The following is a 23,342-nucleotide window of genomic DNA, read 5'->3' on the forward strand; positions in this document are numbered from 1 at the left end:
CTACCGGCGGGAGATCACCCGCAGCCAGGGAGCCAGGTGGAAAGCGCTCATCAGCAGATACATGGCGGGCATTCCGGTCAGGATTGGGCCGGCCAGCGGCGAGGCGCCCATGCATGGCATGGCGGTATCGCCGCCTTGAAGGCGGGAAAGCAGCGCCATCAGTGCGAAGGTGGGCGCTGCTGCCAGGCACAGCCAGTCGGCGATGCCACGAGGGGCGGCATTTTCGGGGGTGGCGCTGCCGATGCCGGATTGGATATCGCTCATGGTCGTTGTCCTTGATGGTTGCGAGCCGTCAGGACCTGGGTTCCTCAGCCCCTGCCGGAGGCGGGAGAGGAACCCAGGCTGGACAGGCCTGCGCCGGTTACTGGTTGGCCTTGTCGCGGAACGCGGCTTCGCCGGCGGCGGACACTTCGGCCCATTTCTGGTCGGCTCCGGCTTCGTAGTTGTCGTGCCAGTTCCACCAGCTGTAGAGCGGGGTCTGCGGGTAGCCTTCGGGCGAGTCTTCCCAGACCTCCTGGCGGCCGAGCGGTGTGACGTCGAGATAGCTCCAGACGGTGCCCAACGCCTCGTCGCCGCGGTTGTTGATGAAATAGGTGCGGAAGATGCGGTCGCCATCATGAATGAACACGTTGTGGCCGTGCCATTCGTCGACGCCGAAATCCTTGTCGAAGCTGTCGGTGATCGTGTACCAGGGCATCTCCCAGCCCATCCGTTGCTTCAGCCGCACAATGTCGGCCTGCGGCGCGCGCGAGGCATAGGCAAGCGTGGTGTTGCGGGCGTTGAGATGGGCGAGGTGGCCGACCTGGTCGGCGCCGAGCGAGCAGCCACGGCAGGCGTGCTCCGGCCAGCCATAGACGCCAGGCTCGAAGAAGGCGCGGTAGACGATCAGCTGGCGGCGGCCTTCGAAAAGGTCGAGCAGGCTCACCTTGCCGTCGGGACCCTCGAAGACATAAGCCTTGTCCACTTCCGTCCATGGCATGCGCCGGCGTTCGGCCGACAGCGCGTCCCTGGCGCGCATCGTCGCCTTCTCCTTCACCAGCATCTTTTGGTGCGCGGCTTCCCAATCTTGCCGTGAAACGATCGGCGGGGTCTTCATCGTCATGGTCATTGGTCTTCTCCTTTGCCAGTCGTGGCGTCGTTGCGGTGTGGTGTTGGCTGGGCAGGTCGGGGTGCTGCGGGCGCGGCGGAATCCAAGAGATCCGGTCCGGCGCAGCAGGGGTGGCGTGCTACGTGCTTGGCCGTCTCATTGGCCGTGTCGAGGTCGAGGTCGGTGGAAGCAGGCATCTTTTGTGTCTCCTATGCGTGCCGTCATTGCCGACTTGCTGGGCCGACTTGCTGGGCCGACTTGCTGGTTGACGGTACTGACGTAAGTTAGGGCGGCTCGGTGCCTAGGTGGGAGTTACAAGTGTGACGGGATTTGAATGGACTCGCTGATCACCTCGGCAGCGCTGGCGCTGGCGGCCGGCGATCCGCTTGGGGCGCTCGACCGCGTCGCCCTGCGCGAGGATGCGCCGGCGCTGGCGCTGCGCGGCATCGCCATGGCGCAGCTCGGCGACTTCGATCGCGCCAAGCTCTTGTTGCGGCGGGCCGCGCGCGCCTTCAGCCCGAAAGAGGCGGTCGCGCGCGCCAGATGCGTCGTCGCTGAGGCCGAGATCGCGCTGGTCTCGCGTGATCTCGGTTGGCCGGCCAAGGCGCTCGACGCGGCCCGCACGGCGCTGGAAAAGCACGGCGACCGGTTGAACGCGGCGCATGCCGGCCACCTCAAGGTGCGCCGCCTGCTCCTGATCGGCCGCCTCGACGAGGCCGAGCATGTGCTGGCCGGGCTCGACCCGGCGCCGCTTCCGCCGGCGGCCAGGGCCGCGCACGAGCTCGCCGTCGCCGGCATCGCCATGCGGCGCCTGCGGACCCGGCCGGCACGCGCGGCGCTGGAGTGGGCGCGCCATGCCGCCCGCAAGGCCGGCATTCCCGGCCTCATCGCGGAGGTCGACAGCGCATGGCAGGCACTGGAGACACCCGCGGCGCGATTGATCGCACAGGGCAGGGAGCAGCCGCTGCTGCTCGAAGAGGTCGAGGCGTTGCAGGGATCGCCGGCGCTGGTCGTCGATGCTTTCCGCTACGCCGTGCGGGTTGGGCGGACCACGGTTTCGCTGGCAAGCCGGCCTGTGCTGTTCGCCTTGGCGCGGACGCTCGCCGAAGCCTGGCCCGGGGACGTGTCGCGGGGCGACCTCGTGGCGCGGGCCTTCGGCGGCAGGCATGCCGATGAATCCCATCGCGCGCGCCTGCGCGTCGAGATCGGGCGGCTACGCGCAGAGCTTCGCGCACTGGCCGGCATCAGCGCCACCAAGCATGGCTTCACGCTGGCGCCGCGCCAGGCGCGCGCGGTGATGGTGCTGGCGCGGCCGATCGAGGAGCGGCACGCGGCCGTGCTGGCCTTGCTGGCCGACGGCGAGGCCTGGTCGAGTTCGGCCCTGGCGCTGGCACTTGGAACCGGCCAGCGCAGCGTGCAACGGGCGCTCGATCCGCTTGCCGAGGCCGGTAAGGTCCAGTCCTTCGGCCAAGGCCGGGCGCGCCGCTGGATGACGCCGCCGGTGGCGGGTTTCACGACCACCTTGTTACTCCCGGCGCCGCTGCCAAACGGCTAAGTGTGTTGATATTCAGGTGATGCCGGCCCGCAAAGGTCAGCGGGATGACGACCACACTAAAGGATCAAGAGATGAAACATTCAGCGGCCGAAATTTTGAGGGAATATGGACCCTTTCCCGGTGCCAAGACGGTGGCCGGGGTGAGCTTTGACGGCAAGAACGTCTGGTTCGCCTCGGGCGACAGGCTTAACGCCTTCGATCCGGAGAGCGGGCAGGCATTGCGTTCGATCGATGTCGCGGCTCACGCCGGCACCGCCTATGACGGCCGGCATTTCTTCCAGCTCGCCAAGGACCGCATTCAGAAGATCGATCCCGACACGGGCGAGGTGCTTTCCACCATTCCGGCACCCGGCAACGGCGGCGATTCCGGTTTGACCTGGGCTGAAGGCACGCTGTGGGTCGGGCAGCACCGGGAGCGCAAGATCCACCAGATCGATCCCGAGACCGGGGCGATCCTGCGCACCATCGAATCCAACCGTTTCGTCACCGGGGTGACCTGGGTCGAGGGCGAATTGTGGCACGCCACCTGGGAGGGCGACGAAAGCGATCTGCGCCGCGTCGACCCACGGACGGGCAAGGTCCTGGAGAAGCTCGACATGCCTGCCGGCATGGGCATCTCGGGGCTGGAATCCGATGGCGCCGACCGACTGTTCTGCGGCAGCGGAAATGCCGGCGTGGTGAGGGCGGTGCGCCGGCCTCGGTGACATCCGATCTCCGACAGGACAGAGCGGCACTGTCCCGGTAGCTGGACACCTCCCGCCGTCGTTGTGCTACATTAATCCCAGCCTAGGCCGATGGATTTTGCGGCCACTGAACTGTTCAGAGGGGCTGGCGCTGATCCGGAATGTCTCCTTCTCCTTCCTAGGTTGACAATCTCAACCCAAGAGGCCCACTCGGGCACTTGGTACTTCAATGGGAATTGCCCGTGCACAACCCTGTTGCCGTTTTTGACGCCGGAATCGGCAGTTACGCTATAGTGACCGAGATACAGAGGCGACTTCCTGCGCAGGACATTGTCTATTTCGCAGATCGTGCGAGCTTTCCCTATGGAAATAAGGGGCGTGGACAGCTCCTTGCTATCATGCGCAAGACGATCACCTTTCTGGAGAGCTACAACCCATCAGCCATCGTTGTCGCGTCGAACGCACCATCCATCATGGTGCTGGATCAGATCAGGCAATATAGCTCCGTGCAGCTGTTCGGCGTGTTCCCGCCGCTGCAGGAAGCTCTTGCTACGTCAGCCAGTGGCCATGTCGGCATCATGGGCGTTGGTTCTCTGATCCAGAGCGAGGCTTTGAAGCGCTTTGTTCAACAGCATGCCGCCAAGCCTGAGAATGTCGCCCTGATCAACGCTTCACCCTTGGTGGAGCTTGTCGAGAGTGGCTCGTTTCTCTTCTCGCCCGCCGAGACCCAGACCGCTGTGACGGCCTTCGTTGACGAGATTTTCCGCCAAGACGCACCGATCGATGTTCTAACCCTCTCAAGCACGCATCTGCCGTGGTTGCGCTCTTTCTTTAAAGCCGCCCGTCCGGAATGCCAGTTTTTGGACCCAGCGGAGAGGGTCGTGGCTGCGATCGGGGAAGGAACTATAGGCACCGGATTAATCCAGGGACTGGTGACAGAGGATGAGAACTACGGATTGCCGGCCTTCCGACGTATGCTCGGACAGATCGGCGTAGACATTCCGCTCGAATTGGTCGGGTAGCCACAAGAAACGACCGCCTGTCGCCGCCGAACTCATTTAGATTTGTCTAATGTCGGACAGGTTGTACTCATTGCTGTCGTAGCCACCCGCGAATTTTCCCCAATCGACTGGCCGTTGCGCGATGTCGGGCCTAGATAGGCTGGACCATCCCCCCGCAAAAGGACCAGATCATGCCCGAACAGATCACGTTGAACGACGGCGCCGCCATTCCCCAGCTTGGCCTTGGCGTGTGGCAAGTCGATCACGACATCACCGCGCAGGTAGTGGGCTGGGCGATCGCGGCCGGTTACCGGCTGATCGACACTGCCGAGGGCTATCAGAACGAGGAAGGCGTCGGCGAGGCGATCCGCGCCGCCGGCGTGCCGGCAAGTGAGTTGTTCATCACCTCGAAGCTGCGCAACGGCGCCCACCAGCGCGATGCGGCGCTTCGTGCCTTCGACGACACGATGCAGAAGCTCGGCGTCGAGCAGCTCGACCTGTTCCTGATCCATTGGCCGGTGCCCAGCCAGGACAAATATGTCGAGGCGTGGAAGACGCTTGTCGAACTGAAGCAGGCCGGCCGCATCAAGTCGATCGGCGTCTCGAATTTCAATCCTGATCATCTGGAACGCATCATCGGCGAGACGGGCGTGACACCAGTCGTCAACCAGGTCGAGTTGCATCCGCGCTTCCAGCAGCGCGCGCTCAGGGAGTTTCACACCCGGCACGACATTCATACGGAAAGCTGGAGTCCGTTGGGCAGCGGCCGCCTGCTGAGCGATCCGACCATATCAGGCATTGCCCGCAAACATGGCAAGTCCGCCGCGCAGACGATGATCCGCTGGCATCTCCAGCAAGGGCTGATCGTCATCCCGAAATCGGTCCGCCAGGACCGTATCGCGGCCAATTTCGACGTCTTCGATTTCGAACTGGACGCGCAGGACCTGGAGACGATCGGCGGCATGGATGCGGCCGACGGCCGCAACGGGCCGAATCCGGCGACGGCTTCCTTTTTGTTCTGAGCGTGCCAAGCGGCGTTAAATCCCCGAGCCGTCCAGCTGTTGCGCGTCGTCGCCTTCCCATGGCGCCGGCATCGAGGCGCCCCGGCTGAGATTGGCCGAGGGCATCGGCATCCAGCACTTCAGCTCCGGCTCGGCGTATTCGACGACGCGGCCGGGCGAGGAATCGGAGGCGCGCCAGCCTTCCTCGCCGAACTGATCGGCGCGTGACCAGTAGGCGAGGTCGACTTCCGCTGGCCCCTGTTCGGACGGGCGGACCGTAACGAGTATCCGGCTGCCGTCTTTTGGCGCGCTGGACATGTGGCGCCAGCGGTCGGGCTCATCCATCGTTTTTCCTCCTGCCTTGCTGTGGGATGAAGTGTCGCCTCGCCGTCGGAGGCGGTCAACCCAAACTTTGCACGACCCTTCCTGTTTCGATGGGCTGCTCGTTCCGCCCGGTCCGCGGGAAATGTAAGATTTGTAGGATTGCACCAGCCGCATCCGTCCTTGATCTGGCGATGGTCGCCGGAACAAGGAGAGGCATTCATGAGGGACAAGGTCGAGCCGACGCCGGCTGGGGTGGAAACAAAACTGTACTTCAGCCGCAACCCCAATCCGCGCCTGGGGGTCGCGGTGGCGCGTCATCTCGGGGCGAAAGTGACCTTCGAATTCGCGTCGCCGTTCGCGCCGGGGCAAGCGGAGCGATTCCGGCCGCTCAATCCCAACCTTTCCCTCCCCATACTGGCGTGGCCGGGCGGCAGCCTTTGGGAGGCCGACGCCATAGCCTGCCGGTTGTCGCGCGACATGGGTTCGGATTTTTGGCGCACCGGCGAGGATGAGCCCGACATGATCCGCTGGCTGAGCTGGGGCAAGGAGAATTTCGTGCGGGCCTGCGACATGGTGCATTTCGAGCGCGGCACCAAGCAGCGCTATCACATCGGGCCGATCGATCGGGAAAAAGTCGCGGAGGGACTTGCAGAATTCCCCAAGGCCGCCGCGATCCTGGAGGCGGTGCTTGCCGACCAGCCATGGCTGGTCGGCAATTCAGTCTCCTATGCCGACTTCCGCATGGCGACGTTCTTGCCGTTCAACGACGTCGCTGGGCTGCCGCTTGGTGATTATCCCGCGCTCACCCGCTGGTACGGGCGGCTTGAAGCCATCGACGCCTGGCGTGATCCCTTCGAGGGTCTGGAAGCGCCGCGATTGCCGCCAGTCCCAGGACAGATCGAGCCGCATGAGGCGGCACCGAGGCTGTAACCGAAAGGGGTGGCGACCGGCGTATACATTTGGAGAGAAACTTGAAGACGCCGGCCGCCATTTGGGGGCGTTGGGTGCATCACGTTGGGGCACGATGCAGGGTCAGGTTAGGCGGATGCCTGGTGTCCGCAATCGGAACACCAGCCCATGGTGAACAAGTGGTTACTATCCACAGGTCAGGGCTGTAAACGGCAGCCGGGCCGCCGGTCTCGGCCGTCCATCGCGGCCACGTCGTCGTTCTCTCGGCTGTGCGCAACGCGAATCGCCGGCCATCCCACGCTCGACGGGCCGCGATCGGGTTGATAAGCCCGTCTGCGAAGGAGCTGATGAGTCTGGCATGACCGTTGCGATCGAGATGGGACACACCACGGCGGGCGACCCGGCGAAGCTCGATCTCGAGGAATTGCTGGCGACCCGCCTTCTGGTGCAGGGCAATTCGGGCTCCGGCAAGTCGCATTTGTTGCGGCGGCTCCTGGAGCAGAGCGCGCCTTGGGTGCAGCAGACCATCATCGACCCCGAAGGCGACTTCGTTTCGCTGGGCGAACGCTACGGCCATCTGGTCATAGATGCCGAGGAGCATACCGAGCGCGGGCTGCAGGCGGCCGGCGAGCGGGCGCGTATCCATCGCGTCTCGACCGTGCTCAACCTGGAAGGGCTCGATGCCGAGAACCAGATGCGGCGGGCCGCCGCCTTTCTCGGCGGGCTGTTCGAGGTCGCGCGCGACCACTGGTACCCGATGCTGGTGGTGGTCGACGAGGCGCAGCTTTTCGCGCCGGCGGTGGCCGGCGAGGTGTCGGACGAGGCGCGCAAACTCTCGCTCGGCGCCATGACCAATCTGATGTGCCGTGGCCGCAAGCGGGGGCTGGCTGGCATCATCGCCACGCAGCGGCTGGCCAAGCTCGCCAAGAACGTCGCGGCGGAAGCCTCCAACTTCCTCATGGGCCGCACCTTCCTCGATATCGACATGGCGCGCGCCGCCGATCTCCTGGGCATGGAGCGGCGGCAGGCGGAAGCCTTTCGCGATCTGGAGCGCGGGCAGTTCATGGCGCTGGGGCCGGCGCTGTCGCGACGGCCGCTCGGCCTGCGCATCGGCCCGACCGACACCAGCCCGCGCAACGGCACGCCCAGGCTGATGCCGCTGCCGGAGGCGGGGCTCGAGGATGCCCGCGCCATCATCCTGGCCGCCCCGCCGCCGGAGACGATGCGCACGCCACGCCGGGTGGCGTCGCCGGACCTGCTGGAGCAGCTGATGGCGGCGAAATCGGCGCCGCGCGACATCCGCCCCGAACCGGCGGAGCCGCAAATCAGCGCCGAGGATCTGGCGGAGCGGCGCGAGCGCGTGGACCGGGTGCTGCGCGCTATTCTTGCACAACCTGACGCAGGCTTCCGCGTGATCGGCGTGCTCTACCAGGAGTTCGTCGTACGCTGCCGCATCGAGGGTCTCGCCTCGGTCGTGCCTGATCTGCCCGCATTCCGCCGCATGTTGACGCGCGCCCGTGCCGGGCTGGGGTCTGAAACTAGCGAGGACGATGTGTGGCGCGACGTCTCGGTGCGCGCCTCTCTGCTGCCGGAGGACATGCAGGGCGTGTTCATGATGATCGCGCGCGCGGCGAAGGAGGGCTGGCCGTGCCCGAGCGATGGCGCGATCGCCCGCGCCTATGGCTCGCACTCCATGCGCCGGGCCCGGCGGCTGCTCACCTATATCGAGGAGCAGGGTCTCATCGTCTGCCAGTTCGACGGCGCCGGCCGGCGCACCGTGACGCTGGTCGAACTCGCTTGGGCCACGGCGCCCGGCGACCCCAGTGCCGAGGAGGCGGAGCAGGGGAGCCTGGCCCTGTGAGAGAGCTATGAAGTTTTCAACCTCGGGCCGTCATGCAGGCATCCTGGCAAGACCGGCCGGTCGCTTATCTGTTTCCGGTGAGAGTCAGCCGTGCGAGGACGCTTTACTGGATGGTGATGACGCCCTCGATGGCTCGCCATTCCGATGGGGTGATCAGCCGGTGGTGGGCGACGCGGACGGAGTGAAGCGGTCCCTCGAGTTCGCGCTCCCAATAGGAGAGGAACCCCTTGAGTTCGGGGAACTCCGGCGCCAGGTCGTAGTCCTGCCAGACATAAAGCTGCAGCAGGCTCGGATGGTCGGGCAGATGATAATGAATCTGAGCCGTGGTCAGGCCATAGCCTTCCATCTGGAGGCGGAACTCCTTGCTGACATTTTCAACCATTCATGTCTCCTTTCGGCGGCCGTCTTCAACCAACTCCCTGAGCGGGCGAGCGGTTCCGGCGCCCGCGATCGCGCCGCCGCGGATATTTTGTTGGACCGCGGCGGAACTTCAAGCGGCAGCTCCCGGCGCGAGGCAGAATAACCACGCGATAACAGCCGGTTGGCACTCTCTCAGGGTGAGTGCTAAAATTTTTTGGCCGACCTCTTGAAACCCAAAAATGGCAAGACTAGCTCGATATGCGCGCGCGATGCCTGACAAAGGGTCGCCGCACCCCGCACCGGTCCAATTGCCGGTCCGGTGCGGAGGAACCTCAAACCTGTTTGTCCCAAGAGGAGAACGACATGGCGTTCCGTCCATTGCATGACCGTATCCTGGTCCGCCGCATCGAGGCCGAGGAAAAGACCTCCGGCGGCATCATCATTCCCGATACCGCCAAGGAGAAACCGCAGGAAGGCGAAGTCATCGCCGTCGGTCCCGGCGCGCGTGACGACAGCGGCAAGCTGACCGAACTGGATGTCAGGGTCGGTGACCGTATCCTGTTCGGCAAATGGTCCGGCACCGAGATCAAGCTCAACGGCGAGGACCTGCTCATCATGAAGGAAAGCGACGTGATGGGCGTGATCGAACAGACCGCGCAAGTGAAGAAGGCCGCCTGACGGGTTCTTCGAAAATCCACCAGTCAACGAATGCTGCCTAGATAGAGGAGTGATCCAATGGCTGCCAAAGAGGTAAAATTCCATACCGAAGCGCGCGAGAAGATGTTGCGCGGCGTCGATATCCTGGCCAATGCGGTGAAGGTGACGCTCGGCCCCAAGGGGCGCAATGTCGTCATCGACAAGTCGTTCGGCGCGCCACGCATTACCAAGGACGGCGTCACCGTCGCCAAGGAAATCGAACTCGAGGACAAATTCGAGAATATGGGCGCGCAGATGGTGCGCGAAGTCGCGTCCAAGACCAGTGACATTGCCGGCGACGGCACCACGACCGCGACCGTTCTGGCTCAGGCGATCGTCAAGGAAGGCGCCAAGGCCGTTGCCTCGGGCATGAACCCGATGGACCTGAAGCGCGGCATCGACAAGGCGGTGGAGGCTGTCGTGGCCGAGTTGAAGGCCAACGCCCGCAAGGTGACCCACAACGACGAGATCGCACAGGTCGGCACCATCTCCGCCAATGGCGACGCCGAGATCGGCCGCTTCCTCGCCGAGGCGATGGAGAAGGTCGGCAATGAAGGTGTCATCACCGTGGAGGAAGCCAAGACCGCCGAGACCGAACTCGAAGTCGTCGAGGGCATGCAGTTCGACCGCGGCTATCTCTCGCCCTATTTCGTCACCAACCAGGACAAGATGCGCGTCGAACTCGAAGAGCCCTACGTGCTGATCCATGAAAAGAAGCTCTCCAACCTGCAGGCGTTGCTTCCGGTGCTGGAAGCGGTGGTGCAGTCGGGCAAGCCGCTGCTGATCATCGCCGAGGATGTCGAGGGCGAGGCGCTGGCGACGCTGGTCGTCAACAAGCTGCGCGGCGGCCTCAAGGTCGCGGCCGTCAAGGCGCCGGGCTTCGGCGATCGCCGCAAGGCCATGCTGGAGGATATCGCCATCCTCACCGGCGGCACGGCGATTTCGGAAGATCTCGGCATCAAGCTCGAGAATGTGACGCTGGAGATGCTGGGCCGCGCCAAGAAGGTGGTGATCGAAAAGGAAAACACCACCATCGTCGACGGCGTCGGGCGCAAGGAAGAGATCCAGAGCCGCGTCGCGCAAATCAAGGCCCAGATCGAGGAGACCACCTCCGATTATGACCGCGAGAAGCTGCAGGAGCGGCTGGCCAAGCTCGCCGGCGGTGTCGCGGTGATCCGCGTCGGCGGCTCGACCGAGGTCGAGGTCAAGGAGCGCAAGGACCGCGTCGACGATGCCCTGCACGCGACCCGCGCGGCCGTCGAAGAAGGCGTGCTGCCCGGTGGCGGCGTCGCGCTGCTTCGGGCCAGCAAGGCGCTCGATGCTGTCCAGACGGACAATGCCGACCAGAAGACCGGCGTCGAGATCGTGCGCCGCGCCATCGAGACGCCCGTTCGCCAGATTGCCGAAAATGCTGGTGCGGAAGGCTCGATCATCGTCGGCAAGCTGCGCGAGAAGAGCGAATTCGGCTGGGGCTGGAACGCCCAGACCAATGAGTTCGGCGATCTCTATGGCCAGGGTGTGATCGATCCGGCCAAGGTGGTGCGCACGGCGTTGCAGGATGCCGCGTCGGTCGCCGGCCTTCTGGTGACCACCGAGGCGATGGTGGCCGAGAAGCCGAAGAAGGAAGCCGCCGCTCCGGCGATGCCCGCCGGCGCCGGGATGGACTTCTGAGGTCCCGGTCAGTCCGCCCGCTCCCCTCGAGGGAGCGGGCATCAGTTGAGGGAGAGAGACATGGATGCAATGGCTGGCCTTGGGCCCGTGCCCGCGCCGACATATCAGGCAAAGGAGTTCCTGGCCTATGAAACCGAATGCCGCAGCGTGCTGAAGCCGCTGCTGGCGGGACTGCTCGACATGGCCGAAGCCGCCGGCTGGAAGCGGCGCACCGCTGCCGCGACCCTGATGTTCCTGGCGGCGAAACAGGTGTCGGAGGAGTCCGAGACATCGGCTAGCGGCTGAACGCCAAAGGGCGGCCAATCACCCTGTCCGCGGCGGGCGCTTTCCGGTATTCGGTCCGCCGCAGGGCCTGCACAATCGAAAGGAGCCACAAGCCATGAATCGCGGGCAGTTTGAAGAACCGGTCACCCTTCTGGTCGGAATGGGCTTTCCGAGGAAGATCGAAAGCGTGATGGAAGCCTACGTGCTGTTGCAGGACTGGCCCGCCGTCAGCCGCAACGGCGCCCATGCCATCGCCCTCAATGCCTGCAAGGCGGGCATCGCCGGTGAGATCGACCCGGAGACGGTGCGGGCGACGCTGGTCACCTTCGCACGCCGCAACGACATATTGCTGCCGGATGCGGTTTCGCCGGCCGCCGCGATGGGCAATGAGATGCATGCGGGGTGAGGCGGCAGGTCCGTCCGATGTGCGGCGATCGGTTCCCGGCTTCGCGGGCGCCGGGAACCAAGCGACGGCCACGCAGGTTGATCAGCGTTGGGTTCCCCGAGGCGAGGCGACGTCATGAGCATCCTGCAAAGCATCAAGAAAGCAGCCGAACAGGTGACCGGTGCCGCAAGACCGGACAGGCAACACGCGGCCGATCTTGTCAGGCCACGAAAATCGAACGAGTTCAGGTTTGGGGATGATGGCCTGGTGCCCAACCATCCGTCCTGGCCGCTGGTGGTTTATCGCGGTGCCGTCACGCTACCGGAGGACTTCGATCCCGCGGCCGTCATGGAGGAGCTTTTCTCGGCCAATGGCTGGGGGGAAAGCTGGCGCAACGGCATCTACGACTATGTCCACTACCATTCGCGCATCCACGAAGTGCTGGGCGTGGCGCGCGGTACGGCGAAAGTCCGGTTCGGCGGCAAGAAGGGACGAACGCTGGCGCTGAAGGCCGGCGATGTCGCGGTTCTGCCAGCCGGCACCGGGCATCAGCGCATCTCCGCCTCAGACGACTTTCTCGTGGTTGGCGCCTATCCGCCATCCGGCACCTATGACGAATGCACGACCGCCGCCGAGCACGCCAAGGCAGTGGCGATGATCCCCAGGGTCGACCGGCCGCGCAAGGACCCGGTCTACGGAAGCAAAGGCCCGCTGCTGGCGGCGTGGAAGAAAGACTGAATTCGCAGAAGCCCAGGAGAGCAAAACTCATTGGCGCAAGCCCTGCCTCGGCACGAGCGCCCGAGCAGATCGACGCAACAGCATCACATCGGTGGAACGCTCTCGGCCATTGGAGGTCGGTAGGCGTCGATTGCTTCATTGGACTGATAAACGGAGAGCGCCCGTCTTCGGTTAACGCCGGGCGGGTTCTTTTTTCAGTCCAGGCTTCTCCGGGTTGACCACGGCGTGCGGAAAACATGCCCGGCAGCCAGGCGCAAATATTGGGAGCAAAGCATGGATACAGCAGGTGGTGAAGAGATTGCGCCTGCCTCGAAAGGCGGAAGACGCCGGATTATATGATCTATATTCCGTAGGTCAGGGCAACATATATCACAGGGATAAGGGCCAGGCAGATCGCCATTCCCACGACAACCGCAATGGCCAAGCGCTCGGTTCGCCTGACAAGATCGGCAATATTGGCGTCGTCACTCAAAGAGACGTGCGGGACCGGAGGCATTTCCGGAACCTGAGCATCATTGTCATTTGCGGGGTGATTGTCGTCGCGGGTAATCGGTCTCTGGGCTGATGTCACTGCTTGCCTCGCTCTCAAAATATCCGGCAGTCCAGCTCCATCCGTGAGGGTGGGCGACCGGCAATAGTAACGTGTGGGCAAGACATTGGGTTGCGCCATAAGACTTCAGTCGGATCATTTCCTGGACCTAAGCCTTGCCGGGGAACGCAATGCAGCGGAAGTCGTTGCTCATCGGTGACAACTCAAGAATAGGAGAGGAGAAAGCCATGGCTGACGGCCCAACTGTTGTTAATTCTGGAGGTGGCGGCGGCACTGCGGTCGCTATTGTTCTTGCAATCATCGCCATCGTGGTCCTGCTGATATTTACCGGTGTCATCAATATCCATGGCGGCGGAAAGGACATCAACGTGAAGGTTGAAGCGCCAAAGCTGGAAGCCCCGGCCACTTCAGCGCCGGCGAAGCCCGCAGCACCGGCCAATGGTGGCTGATGCGGCGGCAGTAGAGGCCAGAATAGTTCTGGCATTCGCTTCTCAATTCACAACAAAGAAGGACTTGTCATGAAAAGATATCTTGCCGGCGCAGTCGCCGCAGTCGCATTTGTGGGTGGAATTGGCGCTTCCTACGCGGGAGACGTCGTAGTTCTCAAGCCTGAGCAGCAGACGGTCGTTCGCGAATACATCCACAAACAAAAGCTCGCATCGGTCAGCCTGCTCGGTGTCGAACTCAACGTCGGCTCCGCTCTCCCCGACACTGTCGAGCTTCACACAATAGACGTCCCCGACGTCAGGTACAAATATACCGTCGTCGGAGATCATGCGGTCCTGGTGGACCCCGATACACGCAGAGTCGTGCAGATCATCGAGTGATGCCGGTAGTTAGCCCCTGATCGGCAGGGGACGGCCCGCCGTCGCCGCAAATGGCACGGCGGGTTTACTATTGGGGAGCCACTTCATCCCTATGAATATCGCGGGGGGCTGCGTGTCACCCGCCCAGGTCTGCGGGCAACGCGAGGCGTCATGCCTTGCTTTTGGTCAGGCGCTCGAGCGCATCGACGATCAGGTCGCAGAATTTCGGATGGTCGAGCTTCATCGCCACGGTATGGCGGAAGTCGACCTGCTCGCTTGCCGTGCCGCCGAAATGGTGCATGCCGCCCATCTTCTCGAAATTGCAGACCGTCATGCCCTTGGTCCACCGGCCGGCAATCTCGACGCGGATATCGGCCTTCTCGGTGGTGAAGACGGTCGGGTCGATCATGGCCGCGACGCAGCATGCATCATGGATGGCGGGATACTCGATCTGCAGGAGGCCTCCATGCGTGGTCGCTATGAACTCCCAGATATCGAGGATGAACCTGGCAATCGGGCCGCCGACCGCGCGCACCCTGTTTTGCAGGTCCGGAGTGGCCAGCGCCTGGTGCGTGAGGTCGAGCCCGACCATGGTGACGTCCCAATCGGCGCGGAACACGACGTCGGCGGCCTCCGCGTCGGCATAGACGTTGAACTCCGCCGCCGGCGTGATGTTGCCGCGTGTGTAGGCTCCGCCCATCGCGACGACACGCTTCACCCGCCCGATCATGCGTGGATCCTTGCGGATGGCGAGCGCGATGTTGGTGTAGGGACCGACCGGCACGAGCGTGATGGTTTTCGGCTCGTGCGCCATGACCGTGTCGATGATGAAGTCGGCGGCATGCCGCTTGTCGAGTTCGAACGAGGCGGGCGGCAGGACGGGGCCGTCGAGCCCAGTATCGCCATGGATTTCGACGGCCAGCACCTGGTCGCCGATGAGCGGGCCGGGTGAGCCCTTCGCCACCGGCACCTTGATGCCGTAGGCAGTGCATACGGCCAAGGCATTGCGCGTGGTGTTCTCGACATTGTGGTTTCCCGAAACCGTGGTGATGCCGAGAAGGTCGATATTCGGGTTCCCCGCAGCGAGCAGGATAGCGATGGCGTCGTCGTGCCCGGGATCGCAGTCCAGGATGATTTTTTCCATGATGGCATCTCCCTTGTCGCCTGCGGCGATTATTGTCGAGCGGCCCGGATATGCCCGCTACCGCTCCTCGATAATCCGCAAATACGCCGCCGTCACGAACAGCACGATCAGCCCAAACAATATCCGCCTCGCACCTTCCGGCATTTGCAAGATGGTGAGCAGCGTGGTCAGCACGGTGAGGATCAGCGCGCCGATGATGGTGCCGGTGTAGCCGCCGCGGCCGCCGAAGATCGAGGTGCCGCCGATGACGGCCGCCGCCACCGAAGGCAGCACCAGCGGCTCGGCGAGCGAGAGCGAAGGGGCCTTGATCAGGCCGATATAGAGCAGGCCGGTGATGCCGGCGAGCATGCTGGAGGAGATGTAGAGCGCTGTTATGACCTGCCAGTACTGGACGCCGGAGAGGCGGGTCGCGCGCTCATTGTCGCCGACGGCGTAGAGCAGGCGGCCGAAACCGGTGCGGGCGAGCGTGAAGACGATGAGGGCGGCCAGCGGCACGAACAGCAGCAGGGCGTTGGGAAAGCCGGAGGTGACGCCGGTGCCGAGCCAGGCGAGGAAGTCGGGGATTTTGGCGCCCGACGCGATCACCGTGCGCTGATAGACCTGCAGGCAGCCGGTGCCGATCAGGCTGGTGCCCAGCGTCATGATCAGCGGGTGAACGCGGAACACGCCGACGCCGATGCCGTTGACGAGGCCGATCAGCACCGCCGGCAGCATCGCCAGCAGGAAAGCCACCGCCGGGTCCTGGTTCACCACTTGCGTCGCCATGATGAAGGCGCTCATCGTCGCCACCGTGCCGACCGAAAGGTCGATGCCGCCGGTCAGCATGGTCATGGTCTGGCAGCCGGCGAGGATCGCCAGCGGTATGGCGAATTTGATGGTGTTGGCGATCCAGCGCTCGTTGACGATGCCGGGGCGCAGGATCTGCAGGATCACCACCAGGATGACCAGCAGGATGATCAGCGGGATGAGGGGCCGGTCGGCCATGAAACGCTTCAGGCGGCGGCCGAAGGGAACGGGCGTGATCGCGGTGGTGCTCATGGCGCGGCTCCTGCTCGCGATGGGGTGGTGTTCTGCGAGGGTAGTGCCCTACGGCGCCCCCGGCGTTGCAAGAATGAGCGAGGCGCCAAAGCTGCCAATCTCCCCCCTTGAGGGCGAGATGTCCGGCAGGACAGAGGGGGGCGCCCTAGAGCGCTGCGCGTCAATTCATGTCTACTCATCATTGCCGCTCCCTCATCGTAATAAACGCGCCGAACATCACCACGGCGACCATGATCAGGCCTTCGATGATGGCGGTGACGTTGGGGTCGATGGCGAGCAAGGTGAGATCGGTGCGCACCAGGCGCAGCACGAAGACGGCAACGATGGGGCCGAGCAGGCCGCCCTTGCCGCCGCCGAGCGCTACGCCGCCCAACACGACCGCGGCGACGCTGGCGAGCAGATAGGGGCCGGGGATGGGCGCGCCGATGCCGGTGCTCATGGTCAGCGCCAGCCCGCCCATGGCCGCGAACAGGCCCGACAATGCGTAGGCGATGACCCTGGTGCGGGCGACAGGCACGCCGCTGCGGAACGCCGCAAGTTCGCTCGAGCCGATGGCATAGATGGAAAGGCCGAGGCGCGAGCGCCGGAGCGGGATCCAGATCACCCAGAGGCAGACGACCAGCACCAGCAGCGCCTTGGGCAGCCAGGCATCGATGGTATCAGGCAGGCCCGGTATCGGCACGGTGCCCGAGATCAGCGCCTTCAGCCATTCGGCGGCCGCGCCGCCCGGCGCGCCGAGCACCAGAAGGGCGGCGCCCTGCAGCACGAACAGCATGGCGAGCGTAACGACAATGTCGGGCACGCGAGTGACGACGATGAGCAGGCCGTTGAGCGCGCCCAGCACAAAACCCATGGCGAGCACGAAGGGCACCACGAACAGGGCGTATTCCTCCGAGGCGCCGTTCATCATCGAGGCGGCGGTGACGCTGGTCAGCGCCATCATGGCGGCGACCGAGAGGTCGATGCCGCCGGCGATGACGACAACGGTCTGCGCGGCGACGGCAAAGGCGTAGGGTAGCACGGCCCGCGCCAGCGAGCCGAAATCGCCGCTGCCATAGCCGGGCTGGATCAGTTTTGTCGCGATGAACAGAACGATCAGCAGGGCAAACAGGCCTGTTACCCAGCCCTGGCGGCGCAGGAAATGGCTCATGGCGTCGCTTCCGGCGCATCGGAGGTGTTGGCGGTGGGATCGGCCAAAATGCCGATATCGGCCTTGGCGCCGCGCGGCAGGCCGTAGGCGGCGCGCATCAGTGCCGGTTCATCCGCTTCCTCGACAGGGAAGACATCGACGAGGCGGCCGCCGAAGATGACGATGACGCGGTCGCAGACGCGCTGCACCTCTTCGAGTTCGGAGGTGTAGAACAGCACCGACTTGCCATTGCCGGCGAGCTCGCGCAGCAGCTTATAGATCTCCTGCTTGGTGCCGACATCGATGCCGCGTGTCGGGTCGAAGCACAGGATGGTGCGGGCATCCGCCGCGATCCAGCGGGCGATGGTCACCTTCTGCTGGTTGCCGCCGGAGAGGCGTTGCACCTCGCCCTGGGCGCGAGTATCGATCTGCAGGCGCTGGATGGAGCTCTGGACCGTGGCGCGCTCCTTGCGCATGGCAATCGGTCCCCAGTTGCGCAGGGCGGCGCTGAAGGGGAGCGCAATGTTCTCGCGCACCGAGCGCTGCATGGCGAGCGCCTCGGACCGGTCGCCCGGCACATAGGCGATCCCCGATCGGATGGCGTCGATCGGGTGGGCGAATTTCACTGGGCTGCCGTCGACCTCGATCGTGCCGCCCGATGGCTTGATCGAGCCGGCAAGGGCGGCGAACAGCTCGTCCTGGCCCTGGCCTTCCAGCGCCACCACGCCGGCGACCTCGCCATCCCCGAGGTCGAAGGAGACGTCGCTGAGCTTGGTGCCGACGCGCAGGTTGCGTACGGCGATGCGCGGGCGGGCAGGGGGGCGGGCCTTCTCGCTGGCGCTGCGGCCGGCGACATGGGTCTTGACGATGCGGGTGCCGAGCATCAGCTCGACGATCTTTTCTTCCACGCCCGGCACGATGTCGACGACGCCGACGGTTGCGCCGTCGCGCAGCACCGTGGCGCGGTCGCATAGTGCGGCGATTTCGACAAAGCGGTGCGAGATGAAGATCACGGCGCGGCCGGCGTCGCCCTGGCGGCGCACCACCTCCAGCACTTTTTCGGCAAGGTTGGCGGGCAGTGCCGCCGTCATCTCGTCGAGCAGCAGCACGTCGGGCTCGACGGCCAGCGCACGGGCGAGGTCGAGCACGCGCAGTACGGCCAGCGGAATGTCACGCGCGGTGTCGCGCAGGTCGAGGTCAGGAATGCCGAGCTCGCGCACCCAGGCGCGGAACGGCTCGACCGGCGTGCCGGTCAGCCGCAGATTGGACAGCACGTCGAGATCGGGGATCAGCGACGGCTCCTGGTAGACAGGCAAAAGCCCGGCGCGCCGCGCGGCGGCGGGCGAGCGTATGTCGCGCGCCTCGCCACGGATCAGGATGCGGCCCGCATTGGCTGATATGGCGCCGGTCAGGATCTTCACCAGCGTCGACTTGCCGGCGCCATTGGCGCCCATCAAGGCGTGCACCTCGCCCGGCAGGACGGAGAGCGACGCGTTACGCAAGGCGGCAACCGCGCCGTAATTCTTGGCGACGCCCGTGGCGTCGAGGAGGAGATTGGACAAATCGTGTGGTTCTCGGTGAAGCTGTTCAGATGTTTGAAGGAGCTCAATTGCTTTTGACAGGTTGGCACTCTACGAGGCCCCCCTCTGTCCTGCCGGACAGAGGGGGGCGACGTAGAACGCTGACCTTCGCATCACGAGGAGGCGACCCGCCGTCCTCGTCAGGTAATTCAAACCCGGCTTACTCCCCCGGGCCCTTGCAGGCGACGATCTGGTCCTTGGTGTAAGTCGTCCAGTCCGGGATCGAGATCGAGACCGGCCATTCCGGGCTGAGCGACGGGTCGGCGGCGGCCTTCAGCTTGGCCTTGCCTTCGTCGGTGGCGTTGTCCCACAGCTGCGGGTCGACCAGCACGGTCTGCTGGGCCGGCTTCTTGCCGTCGAGGATCTGCAGGGCGAGCGTTACACCCGCACCGCCGATCGAGCCGGGGTTGGTGACGGCAGCGCCGACGAGGCCCTTGACCGAGCTCAGCTGGCCGACGAAACCGGCATTGTCGGCGCCGACGATGGGCACCAGCGGCGCCTGCGATTCGACCAGCGCGTCGACGATGACGTTGTCGATGCCGGAGGTCCAGACGCCGTTGAACGGCGTGCCCGTCGCGAGGAACGACAGCATCTGCTGCTTGGCCTGGTCCTGCTGCCAGCCGGTGAAGACTTCCTGCGCGACCTTCACGTCGGGGAATTCGGCCAGCGCCTTCTTGAAGCCTTTGTCGCGATCGCTATCGGCGGACGCACCGGCTGCGCCGCGCATATAAAACACCTCGCCCTTGCCGCCCATCTGTCCGAACAGCCATTTGGCGCCGAGATAGGCATATTGTTCCTGGTTATTGGAAATGATGTAGGCCGACGGTTCGGTGACCGCCTGGTCGACGGCGACGACGACAATGCCGGCCTTGGTGGCTTCTTCCAGGCCCGCCTTGATGCCGGCCGGATCGGCGGGGTTGACGACGATGGCGTCGACCTTGGCGCTGATCAGGTTGCGGATGTCCTCGAGCTGGCCGGCGGCATCGGTGTTGCGGTGGGCGATGTTGAGCTTGGTCACTTCGCCGGAGGCGAGCGCCTGCGCCTTCATGGCGCACACCATCTCTTCGCGCCAGCCATTGCCCTGCACGGTGTTGGAAATGCCGATCGTGTATTTGCCGGCGGCGGACGACACACCCACCGAGGCCAGCAGGGCCGCGCTGGCAAGCAGCGGGACGATGGTCAGATATTTCTTCATTTCAGTCTTCCTCCACATTTGTTTTTCAGTTCAGTTTTAATCCGTTAAGCCGCGCCACTCACAAACAGAGTCAAGTGGCCCGCTATGCCCGTCACTTGACAAAGGGACGCAGCACGTCGCGGGCGAGCAGAAAGCCCCGCTTGACCTGATCGTCGCTGCCTTCAAATCGCCTGTCCTCGTGTTCGATGATGACCGATCCTTCATAGCCGGCGCGATAGAGGCCGGAGAAGAAGCCGCTCCAGTCGACATCGCCCAGCCCCGGCATGCGCGGCACCTGCCAGCCTATGCCGGCTGACAAAATTCCGCGCTCGTACAAACCATCATGATCAATCATCAGGTCCTTGGCGTGGACATGCAGCATGTAGGCGCCGAATTCCCTGATGAAGCGGGCTTGGTCGATCATCTGCCAGACCAGGTGTGACGGATCGAAATTCATGCCGACATCGCCGCCCCAGCTCTCCAGGATGCGGCGCCAGACCTGCGGCGAGTAGGCGATGTTGTGCCCGCCCGGCCATTCGTCATAGCTGAAGATCATCGGGCAGTTCTCGAAGGCGAGTTTTACCCCGTGGTCGCGCGCATGGGCGACGATTTCAGGCCAGACTTTCAGCGCGTCCTGCCAGTTGACGTCGACGGTCTTGGTCGCATCGCCGCCGCAGAAGGTGTTGACCACTGGGACACCCATGTTTGCGGCCAGCACGATGACCTTTTTGAGGTGGCCGATGACCGCCTCGCGGTGCGCGGTATCGGGATGCAGCGGGTTGGGATAATAGCCGAGGCCGGAGATGGACATGTTCTTTTCCGCCAGCGCGGCGACAATCTCTTTTGCCTGCGAGGCCGACGTGCCGGCAGCGTCGATGTGGCTGGTGCCGGCATAGCGGCGGGTCGCGCCGGAGGTTTTCGGCCAGCAGGCGATTTCCAAGGCCTCGAAGCCGACGGAGCTTGCCCAGCCGGCGACCTCGCCAAGCGGCGTCTCCGCGAACGGTGCGGTGAGCAGTCCAAGTTTCATCATGCCTCCCCTGACCGCGAACCCGCGATCGATGCCTATAATGCCGATTGTTTGGATCGCTTCAACCTCGCGACCTCGTCTTGTTCGAGACTGTGACGGACTGCCGCCATCGGATCGTCCGACAGCAGTTCGCCAAGCGCCGAAGCCGCGGCCTGCCGGAACGTCTCGTTTGCGGCAAGGTCGGGATCGAAAATCGTGTCGATGGCCAGGATGGCGGAAGCCAGAGCCGGCGCATCGCTGCCCGTCGCGTCGGCTATTGCCGCGACCTTGCCGGCATAGGGATCCGACACCGGCCAGCGTTTGCCGAAGCGGGCCGAGGCCAGGATCAGATAGGCCATCCAGCCGGCGACCGGCACCGACAAAAGGCCGATGCTGGCCCCCTCGTTCAGCCGGTCGCGGATCGGGTTGAGCAGGCGCTGGATGATCTTCTGCGAGCCATCGGTGGCGATCTGGTGGTTGCGGTGGCGGATGGCGGTGTTGCGTAAGCGGCCGAGGCTCTGGTCGACATAAGCCAGCGGCTCCATGCCAGGCACTGGCATCAGCGTCGGCAGCGTTTCCTCGACCAGCATGCGCCTGACGAAGACCGACAGCAGCGGGTCGGCGATGGCATCGAATGTGTGTTCCAGCCCTGCCAGTACGCCGAGCGTGGCGAGCGTCGTCTGCGCGCCGTTCAGCACCCGCATCTTGAGATGCTCGAAGGGCGTGACATCGTCGACGAAAGTCGCGCCGGCCAGGTCCCAGCGGGGCACGCGGCCGGCGAACTTTTTCTCGATCACCCATTGCCGGAACGGTTCGCCGACGGCGACGGCGGCATCGCGGTAGCCGAACCACTGTTCGACGCTATCGAGGTCGTCCTGCGTCACCGCCGGCGCTATGCGGTCGACCATGGCTGAAGGGAAGGTGGCGTTGGCGGCGACCCAGTCGGTCAGACCATTGCTGCGCCGCTCGGCAAGGCTCCGCACCACATTTTCCAGGATGACGCCGTTGGTGGGAATGTTGTCGCAGGAGAGCAGTGTCAGCTTCCGGCCATGCGTGGCCCGGCGCATCTCCAGCGCCCGTGTGAGGATGCCGGGCACGCTGCGCGGTGTGTCCGGGTTGGCGAGGTCATGGACGATGTCGGGATGGCCGAGGTCGAGTTCACCGCTCGACGGGATGTGGCAATAGCCTTTTTCCGTCACCGTCATCGTCACCAGTTCGATGTCGGGCGAGGCGAGCGCGGTGAGCGCCGGTGCGGCGCTGTCCTGGCTGTCGATCACCTTCACGATGCTGCCGATGATACGCGCCTCGACATGGTCGTTCTCGCGGATCAGCCTGGTGTAGAGGCCGCGTTGCCGGCCGAGCGTGTCGGCGAGGGTGGGCGGGCGGATGTTGATGCCGACAATGCCCCAGCGGTCGAATTGCAACGACAAGAGGTCGTCGGTGTATTCGGCTTGATGGCAGCGGTGGAAGGCGCCGACGCCAAGATGCGCCATGCCGGGTGACAGCGACGCCCGGTCATAGGCCGGTGTCTGGACAATGGCCGGAAGCCGGCCAAGCAAGGCCGGTCCGAGCGTTTCCAGCGATGCCGAAGCGGCGTTCACCGGTTCGCCCCGATCACCGACTGCTCCTGGTCGATCACCGCACCGGTCATCGGCCCGGCCGCGTCGGAAAGCAGGAATACGGCGAGGTTGGCGATATCGTCCGGCTTGAGTAGCCGGCCAAAGGGCTGCGCGGCATTGGCGGCGTCGAGCCAGCCCGGGCCGTTGCCCAGCGTCTCGGCCTGCATGATGCGTTCGGCCGGGGTGTCGGTCCAGCCGACATTGATGCCGTTGACGCGGATGCGGTCGAAGCGGTGGGCGTTGGCGGCATTCTTAGTCAGCGTCGCCAGCGCGCCCTTGGTGGCGGAATAGACGGCAAGCTCCGGCGAGCCGCAATGGGCGTTGATCGACAGGATGTTGACGATCGCCCCGCTTTGGCCGCGCTTCTTCATGTCGCCGATCGCCGCCTGCATCAGGAAGAAGGGTGCGCGCGCATTGACCGCGAACAGCGCCGCCCAGTCGTCCAACGACGCGTCGAGAAAGGAGGCGCGGTCGGTCAGACCGGCGGCGTTGACCAGGCCGTCGATGCGGCCGAAGTGGTCGATGCAGGCCTGCGCCAGAGCGGCGGGGGTTGCCGGATCCTCCAGGTCGGCGGCGACGAAGAGCGTCGGCGTACCCAATCGCGAAAGCTCCGCCGCCACGGCATTGCCGCGCTTGCTGTCGCGCCCCGTGATCAGCAGGCCAGCAGCGCCGGAACGCGCCAGCGTCTCGGCAATGGCGCGGCCGATGCCTTGCGTCGACCCGGTGACCAATATCACCTTGCCGTCGAGCCTGGTCTCCAT

25 protein-coding genes are annotated in these 23,342 nt (G+C 64.6%); 13 read left to right on the top strand and 12 right to left on the bottom strand.

All coding sequences use genetic code 11. The features are described 5' to 3' along the window. Entirely contained in the window at positions 1 to 264 is a 264-nt protein-coding gene (locus tag FJ492_RS18560) for a hypothetical protein (protein WP_140771425.1), read from the bottom strand. A 97-nt stretch (positions 265 to 361) separates the two neighbouring features. Continuing rightward, positions 362 to 1,108, bottom strand: coding sequence for a thioredoxin family protein (locus tag FJ492_RS18565; protein ID WP_140771427.1), 747 nt, complete (start codon positions 1,106 to 1,108; stop codon positions 362 to 364). 313 nt (positions 1,109 to 1,421) lie between these two features. Between FJ492_RS18565 and FJ492_RS18570 the strand changes: the two genes are divergently transcribed. From FJ492_RS18570 to FJ492_RS18585, 4 genes are all read left to right on the top strand, one after another. Next, entirely contained in the window at positions 1,422 to 2,642 is a 1,221-nt protein-coding gene (locus FJ492_RS18570) for a helix-turn-helix domain-containing protein (RefSeq protein WP_140771428.1), read from the top strand. A gap of 71 nt (positions 2,643 to 2,713) precedes the next feature. Continuing rightward, positions 2,714 to 3,346, top strand: coding sequence for a PQQ-binding-like beta-propeller repeat protein (locus FJ492_RS18575; protein ID WP_140771429.1), 633 nt, complete (start codon positions 2,714 to 2,716; stop codon positions 3,344 to 3,346). A gap of 377 nt (positions 3,347 to 3,723) precedes the next feature. Continuing rightward, complete coding sequence (locus FJ492_RS18580; protein WP_246676066.1) at positions 3,724 to 4,347, top strand: Asp/Glu racemase; 624 nt, start codon at positions 3,724 to 3,726, stop codon at positions 4,345 to 4,347. Between the two features lie 170 nt (positions 4,348 to 4,517). Beyond that, on the top strand, positions 4,518 to 5,348 hold the full coding sequence (locus tag FJ492_RS18585; protein WP_140752774.1) for an aldo/keto reductase: 831 nt from the start codon (positions 4,518 to 4,520) through the stop codon (positions 5,346 to 5,348). Positions 5,349 to 5,363: 15 nt separating this feature from the next. Here FJ492_RS18585 and FJ492_RS18590 read toward each other — a convergent pair whose 3' ends face one another. Then, positions 5,364 to 5,672: a hypothetical protein gene (locus FJ492_RS18590; RefSeq protein WP_027146346.1), complete on the bottom strand. Its 309-nt coding sequence runs from the start codon at positions 5,670 to 5,672 to the stop codon at positions 5,364 to 5,366. Positions 5,673 to 5,870: 198 nt separating this feature from the next. Between FJ492_RS18590 and FJ492_RS18595 the strand changes: the two genes are divergently transcribed. Both FJ492_RS18595 and FJ492_RS18600 read left to right on the top strand, forming a co-directional pair. Further along, positions 5,871 to 6,581: a glutathione S-transferase family protein gene (locus tag FJ492_RS18595; protein WP_140771433.1), complete on the top strand. Its 711-nt coding sequence runs from the start codon at positions 5,871 to 5,873 to the stop codon at positions 6,579 to 6,581. A 337-nt stretch (positions 6,582 to 6,918) separates the two neighbouring features. Beyond that, entirely contained in the window at positions 6,919 to 8,421 is a 1,503-nt protein-coding gene (locus tag FJ492_RS18600) for an ATP-binding protein (RefSeq protein ID WP_140771435.1), read from the top strand. Between the two features lie 103 nt (positions 8,422 to 8,524). Here the strand turns inward: FJ492_RS18600 and FJ492_RS18605 are convergent, their stop codons facing one another. After that, positions 8,525 to 8,803, bottom strand: coding sequence for an usg protein (locus FJ492_RS18605; protein ID WP_027146349.1), 279 nt, complete (start codon positions 8,801 to 8,803; stop codon positions 8,525 to 8,527). 341 nt (positions 8,804 to 9,144) lie between these two features. Between FJ492_RS18605 and FJ492_RS18610 the strand changes: the two genes are divergently transcribed. The 7 genes from FJ492_RS18610 to FJ492_RS18640 all read left to right on the top strand — a co-directional run bounded on the left by FJ492_RS18610 (position 9,145) and on the right by FJ492_RS18640 (position 13,912). Then, a complete protein-coding gene (locus FJ492_RS18610) occupies positions 9,145 to 9,459 on the top strand; it encodes a co-chaperone GroES (RefSeq protein ID WP_015316962.1) in 315 nt (104 codons plus the stop codon). A gap of 57 nt (positions 9,460 to 9,516) precedes the next feature. Beyond that, positions 9,517 to 11,148, top strand: coding sequence for a chaperonin GroEL (groL, locus tag FJ492_RS18615; protein ID WP_140509470.1), 1,632 nt, complete (start codon positions 9,517 to 9,519; stop codon positions 11,146 to 11,148). A gap of 60 nt (positions 11,149 to 11,208) precedes the next feature. Beyond that, positions 11,209 to 11,433 (top strand): hypothetical protein, encoded by a 225-nt coding sequence (locus tag FJ492_RS18620; protein WP_140752770.1) that lies wholly within the window; start codon positions 11,209 to 11,211, stop codon positions 11,431 to 11,433. Positions 11,434 to 11,527: 94 nt separating this feature from the next. Continuing rightward, positions 11,528 to 11,818 carry a DUF982 domain-containing protein gene (locus tag FJ492_RS18625; RefSeq protein WP_140509472.1) on the top strand — a complete coding sequence of 97 codons (291 nt, stop codon included), beginning with the start codon at positions 11,528 to 11,530 and terminating at the stop codon, positions 11,816 to 11,818. Positions 11,819 to 11,932: 114 nt separating this feature from the next. Further along, positions 11,933 to 12,535 (top strand): cupin domain-containing protein, encoded by a 603-nt coding sequence (locus FJ492_RS18630; protein WP_140771437.1) that lies wholly within the window; start codon positions 11,933 to 11,935, stop codon positions 12,533 to 12,535. 777 nt (positions 12,536 to 13,312) lie between these two features. Beyond that, on the top strand, positions 13,313 to 13,534 hold the full coding sequence (locus FJ492_RS18635) for a hypothetical protein (RefSeq protein ID WP_140771440.1): 222 nt from the start codon (positions 13,313 to 13,315) through the stop codon (positions 13,532 to 13,534). 69 nt (positions 13,535 to 13,603) lie between these two features. After that, positions 13,604 to 13,912, top strand: a complete 309-nt coding sequence (locus tag FJ492_RS18640; protein ID WP_140509481.1) for a DUF1236 domain-containing protein — start codon at positions 13,604 to 13,606, stop codon at positions 13,910 to 13,912. Positions 13,913 to 14,060: 148 nt separating this feature from the next. Here the strand turns inward: FJ492_RS18640 and FJ492_RS18645 are convergent, their stop codons facing one another. The 8 genes from FJ492_RS18645 to FJ492_RS18680 form a co-directional block, all read right to left on the bottom strand. Further along, positions 14,061 to 15,035: a nucleoside hydrolase gene (locus tag FJ492_RS18645; RefSeq protein WP_140771443.1), complete on the bottom strand. Its 975-nt coding sequence runs from the start codon at positions 15,033 to 15,035 to the stop codon at positions 14,061 to 14,063. A gap of 57 nt (positions 15,036 to 15,092) precedes the next feature. Then, positions 15,093 to 16,073, bottom strand: coding sequence for an ABC transporter permease (locus tag FJ492_RS18650; RefSeq protein ID WP_140771446.1), 981 nt, complete (start codon positions 16,071 to 16,073; stop codon positions 15,093 to 15,095). A 178-nt stretch (positions 16,074 to 16,251) separates the two neighbouring features. After that, a complete protein-coding gene (locus tag FJ492_RS18655) occupies positions 16,252 to 17,223 on the bottom strand; it encodes an ABC transporter permease (RefSeq protein ID WP_140771448.1) in 972 nt (323 codons plus the stop codon). Beyond that, positions 17,220 to 18,764: a sugar ABC transporter ATP-binding protein gene (locus tag FJ492_RS18660; protein ID WP_140771450.1), complete on the bottom strand. Its 1,545-nt coding sequence runs from the start codon at positions 18,762 to 18,764 to the stop codon at positions 17,220 to 17,222. Before FJ492_RS18660 ends, FJ492_RS18655 begins: the two co-directional genes overlap by 4 nt. 178 nt (positions 18,765 to 18,942) lie before the next feature. Further along, the gene (locus FJ492_RS18665) at positions 18,943 to 19,977 is read right to left on the bottom strand and encodes an ABC transporter substrate-binding protein (protein ID WP_140509491.1); all 1,035 of its coding nucleotides are present in this window, start codon (positions 19,975 to 19,977) and stop codon (positions 18,943 to 18,945) included. Positions 19,978 to 20,068: 91 nt separating this feature from the next. Then, the gene (locus tag FJ492_RS18670; RefSeq protein ID WP_140771452.1) at positions 20,069 to 20,983 is read right to left on the bottom strand and encodes a sugar phosphate isomerase/epimerase; all 915 of its coding nucleotides are present in this window, start codon (positions 20,981 to 20,983) and stop codon (positions 20,069 to 20,071) included. 35 nt (positions 20,984 to 21,018) lie between these two features. After that, positions 21,019 to 22,563 (bottom strand): mannitol dehydrogenase family protein, encoded by a 1,545-nt coding sequence (locus tag FJ492_RS18675; RefSeq protein WP_140771454.1) that lies wholly within the window; start codon positions 22,561 to 22,563, stop codon positions 21,019 to 21,021. After that, positions 22,560 to 23,342, bottom strand: coding sequence for an SDR family oxidoreductase (locus FJ492_RS18680; protein ID WP_140752756.1), 783 nt, complete (start codon positions 23,340 to 23,342; stop codon positions 22,560 to 22,562). The genes FJ492_RS18675 and FJ492_RS18680 overlap by 4 nt, the downstream gene beginning before the upstream one ends.

It is taken from the genome of Mesorhizobium sp. B2-5-4, assembly GCF_006441095.1.
GTDB lineage: Bacteria > Pseudomonadota > Alphaproteobacteria > Rhizobiales > Rhizobiaceae > Mesorhizobium > Mesorhizobium salmacidum.